This is a genomic window from Brevundimonas sp. VNH65 (assembly GCF_049445955.1).
Classification (GTDB): Bacteria; Pseudomonadota; Alphaproteobacteria; order Caulobacterales; family Caulobacteraceae; genus Brevundimonas.
Map to the genome: position 1 here is coordinate 1 of NZ_JBMSDX010000011.1, position 17578 is coordinate 17578.

General features: G+C 67.9%; 15 protein-coding genes. 9 read left to right on the forward strand and 6 right to left on the reverse strand.

Going from position 1 to position 17578, the window contains the following annotated elements; genetic code table 11:
• Nucleotides 1-486 precede the first annotated feature (486 nt).
• The gene (locus tag ACO2Q1_RS14895; protein WP_423330273.1) at nt 487-816 is read right to left on the reverse strand and encodes a hypothetical protein; all 330 of its coding nucleotides are present in this window, start codon (nt 814-816) and stop codon (nt 487-489) included.
• 137 nt (nt 817-953) lie between these two features.
• On the opposite strand from ACO2Q1_RS14895, the gene ACO2Q1_RS14900 reads away from it, so the two are divergent.
• Complete coding sequence (locus ACO2Q1_RS14900; RefSeq protein ID WP_423330274.1) at nt 954-1730, forward strand: transglutaminase-like domain-containing protein; 777 nt, start codon at nt 954-956, stop codon at nt 1728-1730.
• Between the two features lie 9 nt (nt 1731-1739).
• On the opposite strand, the gene ACO2Q1_RS14905 is transcribed toward ACO2Q1_RS14900, so the two are convergent.
• Nucleotides 1740-3440, reverse strand: coding sequence for a M1 family metallopeptidase (locus ACO2Q1_RS14905; protein ID WP_423330275.1), 1701 nt, complete (start codon nt 3438-3440; stop codon nt 1740-1742).
• Nucleotides 3441-3632: 192 nt separating this feature from the next.
• Here ACO2Q1_RS14905 and ACO2Q1_RS14910 point away from each other — a divergent pair, with 192 nt between their 5' ends.
• Together ACO2Q1_RS14910 and ACO2Q1_RS14915 are read left to right on the forward strand one after the other, a co-directional pair.
• Complete coding sequence (locus ACO2Q1_RS14910) at nt 3633-4016, forward strand: hypothetical protein (protein WP_423330276.1); 384 nt, start codon at nt 3633-3635, stop codon at nt 4014-4016.
• Between the two features lie 166 nt (nt 4017-4182).
• Entirely contained in the window at nt 4183-4761 is a 579-nt protein-coding gene (locus ACO2Q1_RS14915) for a hypothetical protein (RefSeq protein WP_423330277.1), read from the forward strand.
• 78 nt (nt 4762-4839) lie between these two features.
• On the opposite strand, the gene ACO2Q1_RS14920 is transcribed toward ACO2Q1_RS14915, so the two are convergent.
• From ACO2Q1_RS14920 to ACO2Q1_RS14935, 4 genes are all read right to left on the reverse strand, one after another.
• Nucleotides 4840-5124, reverse strand: a complete 285-nt coding sequence (locus ACO2Q1_RS14920) for a DUF1153 domain-containing protein (protein WP_423330278.1) — start codon at nt 5122-5124, stop codon at nt 4840-4842.
• A gap of 172 nt (nt 5125-5296) precedes the next feature.
• Entirely contained in the window at nt 5297-6751 is a 1455-nt protein-coding gene (gene flgE, locus ACO2Q1_RS14925) for a flagellar hook protein FlgE (protein ID WP_423330279.1), read from the reverse strand.
• Nucleotides 6752-6789: 38 nt separating this feature from the next.
• Nucleotides 6790-7455, reverse strand: a complete 666-nt coding sequence (locus tag ACO2Q1_RS14930) for a flagellar hook capping FlgD N-terminal domain-containing protein (RefSeq protein ID WP_423330280.1) — start codon at nt 7453-7455, stop codon at nt 6790-6792.
• Between the two features lie 4 nt (nt 7456-7459).
• A complete protein-coding gene (locus ACO2Q1_RS14935) occupies nt 7460-9388 on the reverse strand; it encodes a flagellar hook-length control protein FliK (protein WP_423330281.1) in 1929 nt (642 codons plus the stop codon).
• Nucleotides 9389-9784: 396 nt separating this feature from the next.
• Here ACO2Q1_RS14935 and flgK point away from each other — a divergent pair, with 396 nt between their 5' ends.
• From flgK to ACO2Q1_RS14965, 6 genes are all read left to right on the forward strand, one after another.
• Nucleotides 9785-11881, forward strand: a complete 2097-nt coding sequence (gene flgK, locus ACO2Q1_RS14940) for a flagellar hook-associated protein FlgK (protein ID WP_423330282.1) — start codon at nt 9785-9787, stop codon at nt 11879-11881.
• Complete coding sequence (locus tag ACO2Q1_RS14945; protein WP_423330283.1) at nt 11881-12810, forward strand: flagellin; 930 nt, start codon at nt 11881-11883, stop codon at nt 12808-12810. The genes flgK and ACO2Q1_RS14945 overlap by 1 nt, the downstream gene beginning before the upstream one ends.
• A 64-nt stretch (nt 12811-12874) precedes the next feature.
• Nucleotides 12875-14116 (forward strand): putative DNA modification/repair radical SAM protein, encoded by a 1242-nt coding sequence (locus tag ACO2Q1_RS14950; protein WP_423330284.1) that lies wholly within the window; start codon nt 12875-12877, stop codon nt 14114-14116.
• Nucleotides 14116-15561, forward strand: a complete 1446-nt coding sequence (locus tag ACO2Q1_RS14955; protein WP_423330285.1) for a UdgX family uracil-DNA binding protein — start codon at nt 14116-14118, stop codon at nt 15559-15561. The genes ACO2Q1_RS14950 and ACO2Q1_RS14955 overlap by 1 nt, the downstream gene beginning before the upstream one ends.
• A gap of 84 nt (nt 15562-15645) precedes the next feature.
• Nucleotides 15646-16761: an MlaE family lipid ABC transporter permease subunit gene (locus ACO2Q1_RS14960; protein WP_423330376.1), complete on the forward strand. Its 1116-nt coding sequence runs from the start codon at nt 15646-15648 to the stop codon at nt 16759-16761.
• 5 nt (nt 16762-16766) lie between these two features.
• The gene (locus ACO2Q1_RS14965; protein WP_423330286.1) at nt 16767-17576 is read left to right on the forward strand and encodes an ABC transporter ATP-binding protein; all 810 of its coding nucleotides are present in this window, start codon (nt 16767-16769) and stop codon (nt 17574-17576) included.
• The last annotated feature ends 2 nt before the right edge of the window (nt 17577-17578 follow it).

Here is a 17578-nt window from a genome sequence, read left to right on the forward strand (position 1 = left end):
AGATCGGCCGGTCAGCTGCGCTGGTTGGGGGCTGCGCTGACCGGCCTCTTGCCAACCCCAACAACCCCAGTTCAGATCAACCCAGGACTCTCGTTATGGCTGGATGAGAAACGGGGGTCACGTCAGTAGCTGAGGACAATCTTGCGATAGACCGTGGCACCACGCCGAGGACCTGCTAAGGATGACTCGTTCTCACTAGGCGTGCTAGCACATCGATTAGCACAAAGCGAGAAAAACGACTTAAATTACAGTGCTTCGATTGGACTCAAAATCCGGTTCCGCAAGGAGTGTCGGTTCGAGCCCGACCGCCCGCACCACCTTCGCGTGAGGTCAACCGTCTGGAAAGCGACTGACCTTCCGGCGTGGTCGGAAATCAGATTCGCAGAGTAGGGTCTGGCCCCGTGCTGAGCTAGGCGTGCCGGCTGAAGCGACGTCGGGGCCGTGGATGTGCGACGTAGACTGTGACCCCGCCGCGCGCCGTGACCCTCAATAAGCGGGCGGCTGCTTCGGCCCGGACAGGCTGTTCGGCAGTTCGGGCAGGCCCTGCATCTGGCGCAGCATCTCGCGCGTTTCCGCCGTGTTGGCCGCAGAATTGCGCGGGCCGCGGCACACGCGCACGGGGAAGCGCGAGCCGGTCACCGGCTCCATCCGGCAGACGCGGTCAGGCCCGGTCTCTTCCTGAGCGGGCGCGGTGCGCAGGTTGTCGCCGGCGCGGACGTTCGGCACCGACACCCGTTCGGTGGCTTGGGTCGCGGTGTTCTGCGTGCCGGGCAGGGCGGTCTGGATCAGGGCGGCGGCGATAAGGGCGGACAACATGGCGACGCTCCGGTCAATGAACACGGATCGACTATCACGGACGCGAGGCGCGCCTGTCAAATCCACATTCCACAGGCGGGAACGACGCGACCCGGCGGCTCGTTGACCTGGGGTCCGGCAGGGAGCAAAGGGCGGCGATGAAACTGCGTGTCCGTTCCGAGCTGCTCTATCGCTTCGATCCTCCCACGGACGCCATCTTCCTGATCCAGGCCGCGCGGTGGCCCGGCCAGAACGTGCTCGAGGAGCAACTGACCGTTTCGCCCGGCGTGGCGTTCCACGAGGACGTCGATCCCGACTTCGGCGCCCGCACCCTGCGCGGTCATCTGGAGGGCGAGGTGGCGGTCGTCTACGAGGCGGTGGTGGACAATGGCGTTCTGCTGGGCCTGCCGCCCGGCGTCAGTCAGCATGACTGGAACGACCTGCCGCCCGAGGTCCTGATCTATACGCGCCCCAGCCGCTACTGCCCGTCGGATCAGTTCGGCCGCTTCGTGCAGCGGACCTTCGGCGACACGTCGGGCGGCGCGCGCATTCTGGCGATCCTGGACTGGATCCATTCCAACATCGACTACGAGCCCGGTGTGTCAGACTCAGAGACCACGGCGGCCCGGACCTTCATCGACCGGGCGGGCGTTTGCCGCGATTTCACCCACCTGGGGATCACCCTGTGTCGCGCGTCCGGCATTCCGGCGCGCGCGGTCAGCGCCTATGCGCATGAATTGGTCCCGCCAGACTTCCATGCCGTGTTCGAGGTCTGGCTCGATGAAGGGTGGTGGCTGGTCGATCCGACCCGGTTGGCGCCGATCGAGGGTCTGGTCCGCATCGCCAGCGGCCGAGACGCCGCCGACATCGCCTTCCTGACCACCCAGGGGTCCTGCCAGATGGTGCGCCAGTCGGTGACGGTCGTCCCGGCCTGATCGCCGATTTCAGTTCGCCGTCTGCCGCGCGCGCCAGGCTTCGATGAAGTCGAGATCACGCAGCACCCGGTTGCGCGGGTCGATCAGGATGTGGGCGCCGCGCGGCGCGTCGAACGCGCCCCTTCCGCCCGCCATGTCCAGCGTGATCGATCGCCCGTCGATCTCGACCTCCACCGGCATGGGAAAATCGCCCGGCGCGCCGGTCCAGGCCAGGGTCGCGCGGTCGCCGTCGCGCGTCAGTTCCAGCCGCGGCAGGGCCGCCTGATAGACATAGGCGTCGAAGAACCAGCCCAGATCGCGCCCGGCCTCCTCATTGACGATGCGGATCAGGTCGGGGGTCGATCTGTACACGGGCCGGAAGTTTCCGGGCCAAGGCTCGGCGGTGTCATAGATCAGCCGCCGCAGGCTGCGGAAAAACGCCTCGTCACCGATCAGCAGGCGCAGCGAATGGGCGATCAGGGCGCCCTTGTAGTAGAGGTCCAACCCCGGACCCGTGGCCCCGTCGTAGACGGCGCCGGACTCCTGGCTCCTGCCTGACACCAGGGGGAAGCGGTTGGCCAGGGTCTTGCGCATCTCCGCCAGCTCGACCTCCATATAGCGGTCGCCGTTCAGCCAGCGGGCGTAGAGCGGCTGCATATAGGTGCCGAACCCTTCGTGCAGCCACATGTCGTCCCAGTCGACATTGGTCATCTGGTTGCCGAACCATTCGTGGGCCAGCTCGTGCTGCAGCAGCCAGTCATAGCCCTTGCCGTCCAGCTTGTAGCCGTTGCCGTAGGCGTTGATGGTCTGGTGCTCCATGCCCAGGTGCGGCGTCTCGACCACCCCCATCTTCTCGTCGCCGAAGGGGAAGGGGCCGATCACCGTCTCATAGAAATCGAGCATCAGCGGAAATTCGGCGAACAGGGCGGCTGCACGGTCGACGGGCGCGGTCTCCAGCCGCCAGAACCGCATCGGGATCGCGTTGCCGAAACGGCTCTGATAGTCGGCGGCCATCTCGACATAGGGACCGACGTTCAGGGCGATGGCGTAGGTGTTGGGCTGGCGGGCTGACCAATTCCAGGTGGTCGTGCCGTCGGTGTTTTCTGTCTTGCCGAGGAAGCGGCCGTTCGAGGGCGCGGACAGACCGGCCGGCACGGTGATGTGCAGATCCACCTGCGCGGGCTCGCCCTGTGGATGGTCGATGCAGGGCCAGAACAGATCGCACCCTTCGCCCTGCACGGCCGTCGCGACCCAGGGTTTGCCGTCCGGCGTTGTCGACCAGACGAATCCGCCGTCCCACGGCGCGTTCCTCGCTTCATGGGGCGTGCCGGAATAGGCGATCCGGAGCTGAAAGGCGCGGCCGGCCTCGACTCCTGCGAGGTCGATCCAGAGACGGCCGTTCTCGTTCTTCCAGCCGTCGTCCGGGTGAATGTCCTCGCCGTCCATCGCTATGGCTTCGATCGAGAACGCCTCGTCCAGCTCCAGCGGCAGCCATTCGAACGGCGCCGTTGCGGTGAAGTCGAGCACTGCGACGCCCTCGATACGCTCCTCGGCGGGTTCGATCCGGAAAGACAGATCGGCCTTGTCGAACCGCGCCGAAAGCTGCTCGGGCGCCCTGGGCGTCCCGGTGGTCAGGGTGAACCCGGCCGGCGGCGTCGCCTGGGCGGCGGCCATTCCCGGCGTGGCGAGCAGGAGCGCCGGAATGAGCGCTAGGGAGGCAAGGCGGATCACTCGACGGCTCCGAAACAGAACGGTTCTGATTAGGGGCTGGGCGCGGACTTGGCGAGCCTCGGACCTTTCGGGTTTCTCACGTTGATGAACGGAAGCTGAGCGTGGGTGTTCAGGTGGGGCTCAGGCGGGGGGCGGTAGGTCTTGTTTCATCGCTGGCCAGCCCGGTCGGCGCCGAAACCGAGGAGAGATCCAGTGAAGAAGTTCATCGTCCCCGCTCTGTTCCTGGCCGCGGCTTCGGCCGCCGCCGTTCCCGCCGCCGCCCAGAACTACGGCTACGGCCACAATCAGGGCCCCTCGCGGGCTCCGGCCGCCCAGAGCTACGCCAACTGGCAGTCGATCGCCCACCGCAAGGTCAACCTGGACCGTCGCATCGACCAGGGCGTGCGCACCCGCCAGTTGTCGCACCGCGAGGCCGGCCGCCTGAAGGCCGAGCTGAACAGCCTGATCCGTCTGGAGCGCAGCTACCTGCGCGGCGGCCTGAGCCGGGTCGAGCGCAATGACCTGGACCGTCGCTACGACCGCCTGTCCGCCCAGGTCCGCAGCGAGCGCCGCGACCGCGACAACCGCCGCTGGTAACCCTCCAGCCGCCTGAGACGACAGGGCGCGGTCCGAAAGGATCGCGCCTTTGTCATGAGTGGGCTAGACCAGAGGGTTCATGACGTGCGGCCGGTTCCTTGCAGGCGGGCCCCGGGACGTCGTCGGCTGTATCAAGGTGGGAAAGCTGTTGTCGAACAGGTCGTTGATGTCGAGCGCCGTCCTGGCGTGGTGTCTGGCGTCGTCGTTCTGCGCATCCATGGCTCAGGCACAGACCCCCTCCGCTCCGCCGGCGCCGGCGGCGACCCCGATTCCGGTCTGCGGGCTTGAAGGCGAGATCGGCGAGGGGCGCGGACGGATCGTCGCGCTCGGATCGGGCGTCGGCTATCGCGGCGAACTGACCATTCCTCTGGCCCAGGGCCCCGAGACGACCTTGACGGTCGCCTCGGAATTCGCACCGCACCAGCCGGCGGTCGATCGGATCGCGCTCGTCATCGGCCCGGAGGCTTCGCCGGGTGAAGGCGGGCGGTTGGCGGGGGCCTTCGGCGCGCTCGACGGCGGGCGTTTCCCGGTCGGGCGTCAGGGCGAGGTTCCGGACGCGCAGCGGGCCTGGTTCGACGAAATGATGAGCGGCGGAACCCTGACGGCGTCGATGGGGCCGGACTCAGCCCCGGTGACTTATCCTGCGCGGCAGTTCGAGGCCGACTACAACTATCTTCTGGATCTGCTGCAACTGGTGGCCAACTGGGAAATCGCCGGCAAGTGCGTGAACCGTGTCGCCGACTGAGGTCTCGACGCATCGCCTCCACAACGAAAACGGCCCCGTCCAGGACGGGGCCGTTTCATGTCCGGCGATCCGGGTGGATCAGCCGCGATAGTTCTGGATGCGGGTCGTGCGCAGACCCTGCATGCCCCATTTGTCGATGGCCTGCTGCCAGGCCATGAACTCCTCGGCGGTCAGCCGATACTTCTCCAGCGCGTCTTCCAGGCTGAGAAGACCGCCGCGCACGGCCGCCACGACCTCCGCCTTGCGGCGGATGACCCAGCGATCGGTGTTGGCGGGCGGAAGGTCCCTGAGAGTCAGGGGCGTGCCGGTCGGTCCAACCACGTAGTGTTCGCCTTTGCTGTTCAGGCGCCGCTCTTGCAACATGGGCTCAGGCCTCATTCCCCACCAAACTCATAGGGGAACAATAGGCGGCGGCGCCTAAGGTCCATTTAAGCGTCGTGGTGAAGAAGACGATAAGCATCTTCAGGCCCGGACAGCTTTGGATAAGACTGTTGAAGCGGCGATTCATTGTGCCTAACGACTGGTTACCCGCCGATCAGCGTTTGATGTTGATCAGCTCGGCCAGCATTTCATCGGCCGTGGTGATGATTTTGGACGAGGCGGAATAGGCGCGCTGGGTGGTGATCAGGCCTGTGAACTCGGTCGACAGATCGACCGTTGAGGCCTCCAGCTGCGACGCCGCGATCAGGCCCGCGCCGCCGGTGCCGGCCGCCTTGAGATTGTAGGTGCCGGAGTCGCGGCTGACCCGGAAGGCGTTGCCCGAGATCGAGGTCAGGCTGTCGGTCGAGGGGAAGGTGGCCAGGGCGACCTGGGCGATCCGGCGGCTGACCCCATTGTCGAAGTTGGCGGTCACGAAACCCTGCTCGTCGATCTCGACCCCGATCAGACTGCCGAACGGGGTGCCGTTGGTGATGACGGCCTGGACGATGGAGTCGCTGTCGTACTGGGTGAGGCCGCCTGCGGCCGCCGCCAGATCCAGGGTCACGGTCTGGTCGTCGATGCCCAGGTCGGTCGCCCAATTGACTGCTCCGGCGCCCGGCGCGGCGGCGTCCGAGGCGCCGAAGGTCAGGGTGGCGTCGGCGACGTCGGCGAACAGGGCGTCAGCGCCGAGCGCCGCCATGGCCGCGGTGTCGAGGCGTCCGTCCTGGGTGAAGGCGATGATGCCGGTCTTCACCTGGCCGTCCGCCAGGGGCGCTCCTGATACGACGTCGGACGCCGGCGTGGCGACGATCTCAGCGTACCACTGGTTGGGCACGGCGCTCTTCAGCAGGTTCAGCGTCAGGGTTCGCTGCCCGCCCTTGGAATCCGACACCGGCAGGCTGATGGCGAAGTCGGGTTTCACGCCGGTTCCGGCGACGGCGTCGTACTGGGCCATGGAGTTCGCGGCCGGGTCATAGGCTCCGGCGCCCGCCGGCACGGTGGACGCGGCGGCGGCTTCGGCCGAGATGGCCTGGCTGGATTTCAGATTGGCGTTGATCTGGGCCCGCGTGGTGGCTTCGGCGGCGCCGCCGACCGAGGCGACGTTGATCGACCGCAGCCGGTTCAGGTCCGACGGATCGAGCGCGACATTGCCGTCGTCATCCACCGGCCAACCCTGCAGATAGAGGCCGGCGGTGTTGCGCAGATAGCCCAGATCATCGACGCGGAAGGCGCCGGCGCGGGTGAACAGCCGCGCATCACCGGCGTCCAGACCCTCGGCCTTTTCAGTCGTCACGAAGAAGCCCTGACCGTCGATCGCCAGGTCGGTGGAGTTCGTCGTGCGCTGAAGCTGTCCCAACTGGCTGATGAAGTTCCGGGTCGAGGCCATGACCCCGCCCGCCGAATAGTTCACGCCCTGCTGCTGGTTATTCACCAGGGTCGAGAACTCGGCCTGGACACGCTTGTAGCCGACCGTGTTCACGTTCGAGATGTTCTGGGAGATCGCGGCCATGGCGGCGGCGTTCGAGGTCAGTCCGGACACGCCGGCCATCAGGGCGCTGTTGATGCTCATGGGTCAGTCCTTCGGAGAAATCGGGTTGCGTATGGGGATCACGAGGCGGTCGCGGCCTTCATGGCGATGACCGCTTCAAGCGGGACGATGGAGTTGCCGACATTGAGGTAAGGCGTGCCGTCATAGAGCTCGACGCCGCGCACAACCCCGCGCGTCAGCACCTGGCTGGTGACGGTCTGGTCGCCATTCTTGGCGGTGACCTTCAGGGTGTAGACGCCGCCGTCCTGGGCCTGGCCGCCGGCGGTGGTCTTGCCGTCCCAGACAAAGTCGTGAACGCCCTCGGTCTTGCCCGGACCGTCTCCGGTCCAGACGGTCTTGCCGGTGGAATCGATCACCTGGAGCGTGACCGATCCGGCGGAGGCGCCCAGTTCGTAGCTCCAGTTCGCCTGGCCGTTGGTCAGCTTGTCGGCCGTCCAGACCGCCGTGACCTCCTTGCCGATATAGTTGGAGGCGCTGGTCATGCCCTGGGACTGCTGGGCCGAGAGCAGATTGGTCAGCAGGTCGTTGGTCAGCAGTTGCTGCTCGACCCCGGCCATCTGGGTCAGCTGCGCCGTGAACTCGTTGGAATCCAGCGGCGAAAGCGGATCCTGGTTCTTCAACTGGGTCGTCAGAAGCGTCAGGAAGGTCTCGAAATTCGCGGTCAGGCTCGTGCGCGCCGCGCTGGTGTTCGAGGTCCCGGAATAGGCGCCGACAGCGTCAACCATGGGCTCAGACTTTCACATCGACGCCGGCGGGCGTCAGGGATCGGGCGGCCCAGGCCGGGAGGGCCAGGGCGGTTTCGGCGGCTTCCGCCAGGCGCTCGGCGCCGGCGAAGGCGCGCGCGGACTCGGCCAGGAATTCACGGGCGGATCGGCCGTTGCCGCCTCCCGACTGACCGGCGTCACGCTCAGAGAAGGACAAGGCGTCCTGGGCGACGGAGAAGCCGGCCTCCTGCAACTGGCGGCGCAATTCATCCGCACGACCGCGCAGTTCCGCCGCCGAGATCGGACTGTCGAAGGCCAGGCGTGCCGTCAGTCCGCCTTCGGCGTCGATATCCAGCGTCACGTCGACCTGTCCCAGGCCTTCGGGCGTCAGCCCGATTTCGAAGCGGGTCGAGCGTCCGTCCAGGCGGCGCAGGATCTGGGCGCCGAGGGCCGCCGTCGTCTCCGCCGTTGCGGCCGAAATCGACGACAGCATCGAAGTCATCGCGGTCGCCGGGGTCGAGCTGGTCGTCCCGCCAGCGGTCGAACCCGCTACGCCGACGCCGGTGTCGCTCGTGATAGGGGCGACGGCGTCCGTGGGCGTCCTGGGAGCTGCATCGTTCACCTTTAGGGCCGGTGTCAGGCTGACGGCCTTCGCGGGTTTGGACTGGTCAACCGGTGCGGATTGTTCCGGCGCGGCGGCGCCTTCCGCAGCGATCATCGCTTCCTGCGCCGCCCCCTCACGATGACCCGATGCGGTGAGGCGCGAATCCACCGCGACGCCGCCGTTCGGGGCCAGTGTCAAAACTTCGGTGTTGGTCGCCGCAGTTGGAATGGAGGGGGATGAGGACGGAGACGGGATCGAGGGGGCAGGCGATTTCGGCTCGGCGTCCGAAGCGCTTCCGAAGTGCTCCGCGGAGGCCGACACCTGACCCTGCGATGACCCCCGCACCGTCGGGATCAGGGGCGATGGGGCTGAAGACGACGAGGCCGCCGCCCGGATCACCGCCGTCGCCGCACGCTCCGTCGCGCCGGTCTGCGGTCCGGTTGCGGACGGTTCGGCGACCTCCTTCGCCGGTTCGGCGGACTTCGCGTCCAGCCGCGTCACCCCCGCATCGGCCAGAGCCTTGGCCAGGGTGGACGGGGTCTTCGCGTCAGCAGGCGTTGCGACGGTTCCGCCGCCGCGTGACCCCGCCTTGTCTGTCTCGGCGTCCGGAGTTGAAGCTCCAGGCGTCAGTTGGTCGGTCAGCGCCTTGTCCGAAGCGGTTTCGGCGTCGGCGTTCGCCGGTACGGCGACCGTCTCCGGCTGATGCCTGGGCGTGACATCCGTTCTGGCCGAGGCTGAGGGACGGTCGGGCAGAGGTGGCGCGACCGGTGTGGCCGCCTCCGTCAGCCGCCCCGCATCGCCGGGAGTGACGGGTGCGGCGGCCTCCGGCGAATCCTCAGCGGATACCTGGGCTTCGAGATTGGTCACGGCCTGCAGCGAAGGCCCGATCGGCGCCGACGGAGGGGGGGCGAACGCGACAGGGCTCGCAACGGAAGGCTCGATCGGCGCGTCCGAAGCGGTCGTGGTCGAAGCCGGCTCTTCGGCTTTCGGCGCTTCAGGTCCCATCGCCGGCCCGGCCGGTGCCGTCTCCGGTTCGGAGGCGGCTTCCGCACCAGGTTCGGCGTCATTCAGGTCCTGGCTCGAGGCGGACGGGCCCGCCTCATCCTGGGTGAGGGCCGCCGACAGATGCAGCGGAACCCCGGCATCCGGCCTCGGCGCCGCAGCTTTTGCGCCCGCGGCCGAAATGACATCGACCGTCATGGCCGGATCGGAGCCGGCCTCCCCATTCCCTGCTTCGCCGGCGAACGCCTTCATCAAGACGCCGAAGTCGCTGTCCACGGCGGACATGTCCGCGCCCCCGGTCGCCGGAGCGACGGGCGCGAGAGCCGCAATGGAAAGGACGTCGAACATGGGGCGCAGGCGATCCGCAAACGGGGCTATGGGCGGGCGGCGCCTGCTGCGCCTGGTCATTCGGATCGCACGTCGCAAACGCCGGGCCAATTTGTCGCCTGGCCATAACTATCTGTCTTTCATGGAAAACATCGGGAGTCAGCCGGCGCGGGGCAGGGCCTTCGTCGTCGATTTTTGCCGTGTGGAGACCTAAATTTGCCCGGCGCCGTTCGCCGTGCCCGAACTCGACCGTCGCCTCCGCAAAGCAACTGGCCCACAGTTTGCGGTGAACGACGCCATGGATCGGATGGTTTGTCAGAAAGCCAGTAAAATCAGCGCGGTGTGGCAGGCGCGCCGCCGCGACAGCGGGCAAATTGCGCTCGCCGCCGGGCAAGAGCTGCCGGGTCGGGGCGTCTGATGTCGCTGAACTCGATCTTCAACATCGCCAACTCCGGGCTGATCGCGGCCCAGACCCAGCTGCGCGTGGTTTCCGACAACGTCGCGAACGTCTCGACGCCCGGCTACATCCGCAAGGTCGCTGAGCAGGTCAGCCTGGCCAGCCAGGGCGCGGGCGCCGGGGTCGACGTCGCCCGCATCAGCCTGGCGACCGACCGTTTCCTTCAGGCCGCCAGTCTGAACGCCGGCGCCGACGCCGCGCGCTACGGCGTGCGATATGAGCTGTATGACCGGATTCAGAGCCTGTTCGGCGACCCCGGTGGGGACACGGGCCTGTTCAGCCAGATCGACGAGGTGTTCTCGTCTTTCGCCTCCCTGTCCGAGGCCGCTTCGTCCTCGCCCCTGCGTCAGGAGGCCGTCTACAAGGCCCAGGCGGCGTTTCAGGAGTCGGCGCGGATCGCCGGTCAGATCCAGACCGTGCGCGAGGACGCCGACAGCCGCCTCGGCACGGCGGTCCAGACCGCCAATGACCTGATCCAGCAGATCGAGGCCCTCAACGTCGAGATCACCCGCTCACGCGCCATCAGCGGCGACGCCACCGGCGCCGAGACCCAGCAGTCGGCCCTGATCGCCCAGCTGGGAGACCTGATCGACATCAACATCACGCCCCGGACCAACGGCGGCGTCTCGATCCGCACCGGCTCGGGTCTGCTGCTGGCGGGCGCGGGCGCCGCCACCCTGTCCTACCGATCCGCCGGGGCGGTGAACGCCGAGAGCACCTTCGACGACATCTGGGTCACGGAGCCGGGCGGCAAGACCCAGTCCCTGACCGCCGGACTGAAGAGCGGCGAGATCAAGGGGCTGCTGGAGCTTCGCGACGTCGAGGCGCCGGCCGCGGCCGAACGGCTGGGCGAGCTGATGAGCAAGCTCGCCGATGAGCTGAACCGCGCCCACAATGCCAACGCCGCCGTGCCCCCTCCGACCAGCCTGACCGGCCGCAATGTGGGCCAGACGCTGGACGTCGCCCTGGCCGGCTTCACCGGTTCGACGACGATCGCCGTGGTCAATCCGACGACGGGCGCCCTGGTCGCCCGCGCCGACATCGCCTTTCCCGTCGCCGACGCCGCGACCTTCCTGGCGGACGTAAACGCTCAGCTCGGCGGCGCCGCGACCGTCAGTTTCGCCGATGGACGGCTCAGCATCTCGACCGGAACCGCGAACGGCATCGCCATCACCGATGACGCCGGCGGCCCCAGCAACAAGGCCGGACGCGGCTTCTCCCACTATTTCGGCCTGAACGACCTGATCGTTTCGGACCGTCCCTCGAACTACGATCTCGGCCTGACCGCCGCCTCGCCGCATGGGTTCACGGCAGGCGAGACCCTCCGGCTCAAGATGACGGACGCCAACGGCGCCCTGCTTCGCGACGTGTCCGTCGCGGTCCCGGCCGGCGTCGGGACGGTGGGCGAGCTGCTGACGGCCCTGAACAGCGCCGCCACCGGCGTGGGGCGCTACGGCGCCTTCGTCCTGGACCCGACGTCGGGTTCTGTGTCCTTCGTCAGCTCGACCCAGCCGGCCACCAATCTGACCGTCCTCAGCGACACGACCAGCCAGGTTCCGTCCGGCGTGTCGGTCAGCGAACTGTTCGGCGTCGGCGGCGGCGTGCGGGCCTCGCGCGCCGACGGCTTCTCCATCCGCGCCGACATCGCCGCCGATCCCAAGCGGCTGGCCCTGGCGCAACTGAACCTGTCCGTCGCGCCGGGATCCTCGGTGCTCGGTTCGGGCGACGGGCGGGGCGCGGCGCTTCTGGCCGACGCCGGCAATCGCACGGCCAACTTCCAGGCCGCCGGCGGATCGTCCGGCGGCGCGATGTCGCTGTCTCGCTATGTGTCGGACCTCTCGGGCGACATCGGCGCCCGGGCCTCGACGTCAAAGACACGGGCTGAAAGCGCCGACGCCATCCGGACGGAGGCCCAGTCCCGCCAGACCGCCCACGAGGGCGTGAACCTGGATGAGGAACTGGTCGCCATGACCACCTACCAACAGGCGTTCAACGCCTCGGCGCGCCTGATCCAGGCCGCCAAGGACATGTACGACACCCTTCTGCAGATGACCTGATGAACCGCATTTCGACCGCCGGAAACTATCAGTCCGCCCTGCTCAACCTGATGTCGGCACAGACCCGTCAGGCGGACGCCCAGTCGCGCATTTCGACCCAGAAGAACGCCACCGACCTGGCGGGCTTCGGCCGGGGATCCGAAAGCCTGACGGCGATGAAGGCGGCCCAGGCGCGGGTGCAGGGCTTCGTCAACGCGGGGGACGCCGCCGCCGCGCGGCTGGACGCCCAGGACCTCGCCCTCACGCGTATAGGCGACGCCCTGTCCGGCGCCGCCGGCACCATCGGCAACGCCATCGCCAACGATTCCGGCGTGACCCTGCTGCTGGAAATGGACAACGCCTTCCGCGACGTCGCGGGTGGGCTGAACACGCGCCACAACGGCGACTATCTGTTCTCCGGATCTCGCGCCGACACTCCGGCGGTCAATGTCCAGACCCTGGCGGAGCTGACCGCCGCCCCGGACGTCGCGTCCATCTTCCAGAATGATCAGCTGGCTTCCGTTTCACGGCTTTCGGAAGGCGCGCCGACCCGCACCGGCCTTCTGGCGGATGACGTCGGTGCGGCGGTGTCCCAGATCTTCCGGGACATCCAGGCCTATAGCGACGACCCCGCCACCGGACCGCTCAGCGGTACGCTTTCGCCGGCCCAGAAGACCTTCCTCAGCGGCAAGCTGCAGGAACTCCAGGCGGCGACCACGGCCGTGACGACCGTCACGGCGGGCAACGGCGCCCTGCTGAAACAGGTCGAATCGATAACCGCGTCCAATACCGCACAGATCGACTCCCTCTCGGAACTGGTCTCCAACCGCACCGACGCCGACATGGCCCAGGCCATCACCGATCTTCAGCTCGCCCAGGTCGCCATCCAGGCCTCTGCCCAGGTCGTCAGCCAGCTGAGCCAGGTCTCGCTGCTCAACTACCTGCGCTAGGCCCCTTCAGCGATTTCCTACGGCCACGCTGGACGTCGCGCCGTGTCCGGAACATAACGGGAACATGAGCAAGATATCCCTGCGCGAGCGTTTGGCCGTTCTGGCCGACGCCGCGAAATATGACGCGTCCTGCGCCTCGTCCGGCGCGAAGGGTCGCAACTCGATGGACGGCAAGGGCGTCGGCTCCACCGAAGGCATGGGCATCTGCCATGCCTACACGCCGGATGGGCGCTGCGTGTCCCTGCTGAAGATCCTGCTGACCAATTTCTGCATCTACGACTGCGCCTACTGCATCAACCGCGCGTCGTCGAACGTGCCGCGCGCCCGGTTCATCGTCGAGGAGGTCGTCGATCTCACGCTCAGCTTTTACCGTCGCAACTATATCGAGGGCCTGTTCCTGTCGTCCGGCGTCATCCGATCCTCGGATCACACGATGGAGGAGTTGGTCCGCGTCGCGCGGTCGCTGCGTCAGGACCACGATTTCCGGGGTTACATCCACCTGAAGCTCATCCCGGAGGCCGACCCGATTCTTGTCGAGGAGGCCGGGCTCTGGGCGGACCGGCTGTCGGCGAACATCGAGCTGCCGCGCGACGAGGCCATGGCTGAACTGGCGCCCCAGAAGAACGCCCGAACCATCCGTCAGGCGATGGGGCGTGTGCGGCGTCGGCTGGAGGCGGCCCAGGGCGGCGGCCGCTCGCGCGCCCGGCCGCCCGCCTTCGCGCCCGCCGGCCAGAGCACCCAGATGATCGTCGGGGCGGACGGGGCGCCGGACAGTGAAATCCTGACGCGAAGCGCCGGCCTCTATGGGGGCTATGGCCTGAAGCGGGTCTACTATTCGGCCTTCAGCCCCATTCCCGACGCCAGTGCGATCCTGCCGCCGCAACGGCCGCCGCTGGTTCGCGAACACCGCCTGTACCAGGCCGACTGGCTGATGCGCTTCTATGGCTTCGAGGCCGGCGAGATCACCTCCGGCACGGCCGACGGCATGCTGGACCTCGAGATCGATCCCAAGCTGGCCTGGGCGCTGGGACGACGTGATCGGTTCCCGGTCGATGTGAATGCGGCGGATCGCGAGGCTCTGCTGCGGGTTCCCGGCCTGGGCGTGAAGGCTGTCGATCGCATTCTGTCGGTGCGCCGCCATCGCACCTTGCGGCTGGATGACGTGGCCCGGCTGACGCGGTCCATCGACAAGGTGCGCCCCTGGATTGTGGCTCTGGACTGGACCCCGGGCGGGCTGACGGACGCGGCGGATCTGCGCGCCCGTCTCAGCCCTCGCGTCCGGTCGCAACAACTGTCCCTGTTCTGATGCCGACGGCGGAACTGGCGCACGAGACGGATTTCGAGGGCTGGCGGCGCGCCGCCCGCGCCTTCCGGTCTTGGGACGTGCCGCCGTCCGAAGCGGGCTTCCGCGTCGCCGGCGCGCAGAGTACGCCGAGCCTCTTCCAGGCCTCAGCGGCGCCGACGCCCAGATCCGGCGGCTCCTTTTCGACGCCCCGGGCCTTCGTCGATCTGGCCGAGGCGGTGATCTGTCACCGTTCGCCTGACCGGTTCGACCTGCTTTACGGCCTCCTGTGGCGGCTCCGGGATGAGCCCGACCTCATGGCGGTGCTGTCTGACCCCGCCGTCGCCGACGCCCGGTTGAGAGCCAAGGCCGTCTCGCGCGCCGCGCACAAGATGAAGGCGTTTGTCCGCTTTCGCGAGGCCGCGGACGATGACGGCTCGACCTGGGTGGCCTGGTTCGAGCCGGCGCATCGGGTGCTGGAACGGACCGCGCCGTTCTTCGTGCGTCGCTTCGCCAATCAACGATGGTCGATCCTGACGCCGGGCGGCGCGGCGCACTGGGACGGCGAGACCCTGGCGTTCGGCCCGCCCGCCAATCGTGATCAGGCCCCCGACCACGACGAGGTCGAGGCGTTCTGGCGCACCTACTATGCCTCGACCTTCAATCCGGCGCGGCTGCGTGTCCGGGCCATGACGTCGGAAATGCCGCGAAAGTACTGGAAGAACCTGCCTGAGGCGGCGCTGATCCCGGAAATGATCGCCTCGGCCGATGACCGGGCCACCCGGATGGTCGACCGCCAGGCGGCGGCGCCCAACACCCGTTTCCTGCGTGCGCTCGCGCCGGATGCGCCGCTGCCCACCGACCCGACCGCCCCGCCGCCCGCCGACCTCGCCTCGCTGCAGGACCAGGTGCAGGGCTGTCGCCGATGCCCGCTTTGGCGTGACGCGACGCACGGCGTCTGCGGCGAGGGGCCGGCGCGGGCGGACCTCATGATCGTGGGGGAACAGCCGGGCGATCAGGAGGACCTTGCGAATCGCCCCTTCGTCGGCCCGGCCGGGGAGGTGCTGGACGCGGCCCTGATCGAGGCGGGCGTCGATCGCGCCGGGGTCTTCGTCACCAACGCCGTCCGGCATTTCAAGCATGAATCGCGCGGCAGGCGTCGTCTGCACAAGACGCCGGGGTCGGGCGAGGTCCAGGCTTGCAAATGGTGGCTGGACGCCGAGCGAAAACTGGTGCGTCCCAAGGTCATCGTGGCCCTCGGCGCGACCGCGGCCCTCGCCGTGCTGGGGCGCAAGGCGTCGGTCCTGTCGGAACGCGGACGCGTCCAGACGGCCGACGACGGCGCGACGGCCGTCGTCAGCCTGCATCCGGCCTACATCCTGCGGCTTTCGGATGCGAAGGTGCGCGCGGAGGCGCGGCGGAATCTGCTGGATGATCTGCGGCTTGCCCAGGATCGTATCGGCTCCTGAACAGTCCAGAGAACCTTGGCCGTTTCGGCGCGTTATGGCGGTTCGGCCGTGGGCGAGCGCTGCGGTTTCGTCTATGTGAGGGGCATGCGGCCAGCGGATTTTCAGCTTGACGACTCCGGCGACGGCAAGGTTCTGCGCCTGACCGGCGACTGGACGACCACGGGCGTCGGTTCGGCGGCCCGCCGTCTGGCCGGTCGTCTGGGGCCGGACCCTTTGCTGGGCCTTGATCTCAGCGAGCTGGGACGGTTCGACACGGCGGGCGCCCTGACCCTGATTCATGCCGCGCCGGACCTTCTGCCGGACGACGCCTGGCGCGACCGGCCCGAGGCCGGCCGGATCTTCGCCATGGTGGAAAGGCTTGAACGCGAGAGCGCGGCGCCTCCCCGCCGCGCCGACGCCTTCACCCGCACCTTCGCCAAGATGGGCCGGGGCGTCTATGACATCGGGCACGAGATGACGATGTCGATGGCCTTCCTAGGTCGGCTGATGGTGGCCTCGGGCGCCGCCATGCGCCATCCCCGCGGCATCCGTTGGCCGGCCTGGTTCAGCCAGGCGGAGCGCGCCGGCCTGGACGCCCTGCCGATCATCGCCGTCACCAACTTCTTCATCGGCGCCGTCATCGCCTTCCTGGGCGCCAATCTGCTGACCCAGTTCGGCGCCGGGGTTTTCACGGTCCAGCTTGTCGCGGTGGCGACACTGCGGGAACTCGCCGTCCTGATCACGGCCATCCTCCTGGCCGGTCGTTCCGCCTCCTCCTTCGCCGCCGAGGTCGGGTCGATGCGGATGAACCAGGAGGTGGACGCGATGCAGGTGATGGGCGTCAATCCGTTCCAGGCGCTGGTCATCCCGCGTCTGGCGGCCATGATCCTGATGCTGCCCCTGCTGACCTTCGTCGGCATGCTGGCCGGCTTCCTCGGCGGCATGCTGGTGACCTGGAGCCAGCTGTCCTACGGCCCGGCCTTCTTCATCCAGCGGATCAGCGAAGACCCGATGATGGGCACCCATCTGATGGTCGGCATGGTCAAGGCGCCGGTCTTCGCCGTGGTCATCGCGGCCATCGGCTGCCGCCAGGGCATGTCGGTCGCGGGCGACGTCGAGAGCCTGGGGCGGCGGGTCACGGCCGCCGTGGTCCAGGCCATCTTCGCCATCATCTTCCTGGACGCCGTCTTCGCCCTGATCTTCCTGGAGCTGAACCTGTGAAGGCGGTGCAGACGAAGAAGGGCGCCGCGCGCCCGGCTCGCGCCGTGGAGCAGCGCGAGACCCTGATCGAGGTTCGGGGCCTCCTCAGCCAGTTCGGCGAGCAGGTGATCCACCAGGATCTCGACCTCGACGTCGTGCGGGGCGAGGTGCTGGGCGTGGTCGGCGGTTCGGGCACCGGCAAGACGGTGCTGCTCAACACCATCATCGGCCTGAAGCAGCCCGAGGGCGGCACGGTCAGCATCTTCGGCCATGACACCGCCGAAATGACCTCCGAGGAAGCCGCCGAGATCGAACGCCGGACCGGCGTCCTGTTCCAGCAGGGCGCCCTGTTCTCGTCCCTGACGGTGCTGGAGAACGTGGCCTCGCCCCTGGTCGAGCACACGGACCTGCCGCGCGACGTCATCCGCGAACTGGCGGAGATGAAGATCGCCATGGTCGGGCTGAAGCCTGACGCCCATCACAAGAAGCCGGCCGAACTGTCCGGCGGCATGAAGAAGCGGGTCGGTCTGGCCCGCGCCCTGGCGCTGGACCCGGAGCTGATCTTCCTGGACGAGCCGACCGCCGGTCTGGACCCGATCGGCGCCGCCGCCTTCGACCAGTTGATCCGCGACCTTTCGGACGATCTGGGCCTGACCGTCTTCATGATCACCCACGACCTCGATAGTCTGTACGCCATCTGCGACAAGGTCGCGGTCCTGGCCGACAAACATGTGGTCGCCAAGGCCCCGGTGAAGGAGCTGGAACGCTCCGACCATCCTTGGATCCGTGAATATTTCCTCGGCCCGCGCGGCCGGGCCGCAACCCAGGCCGCCTGAGG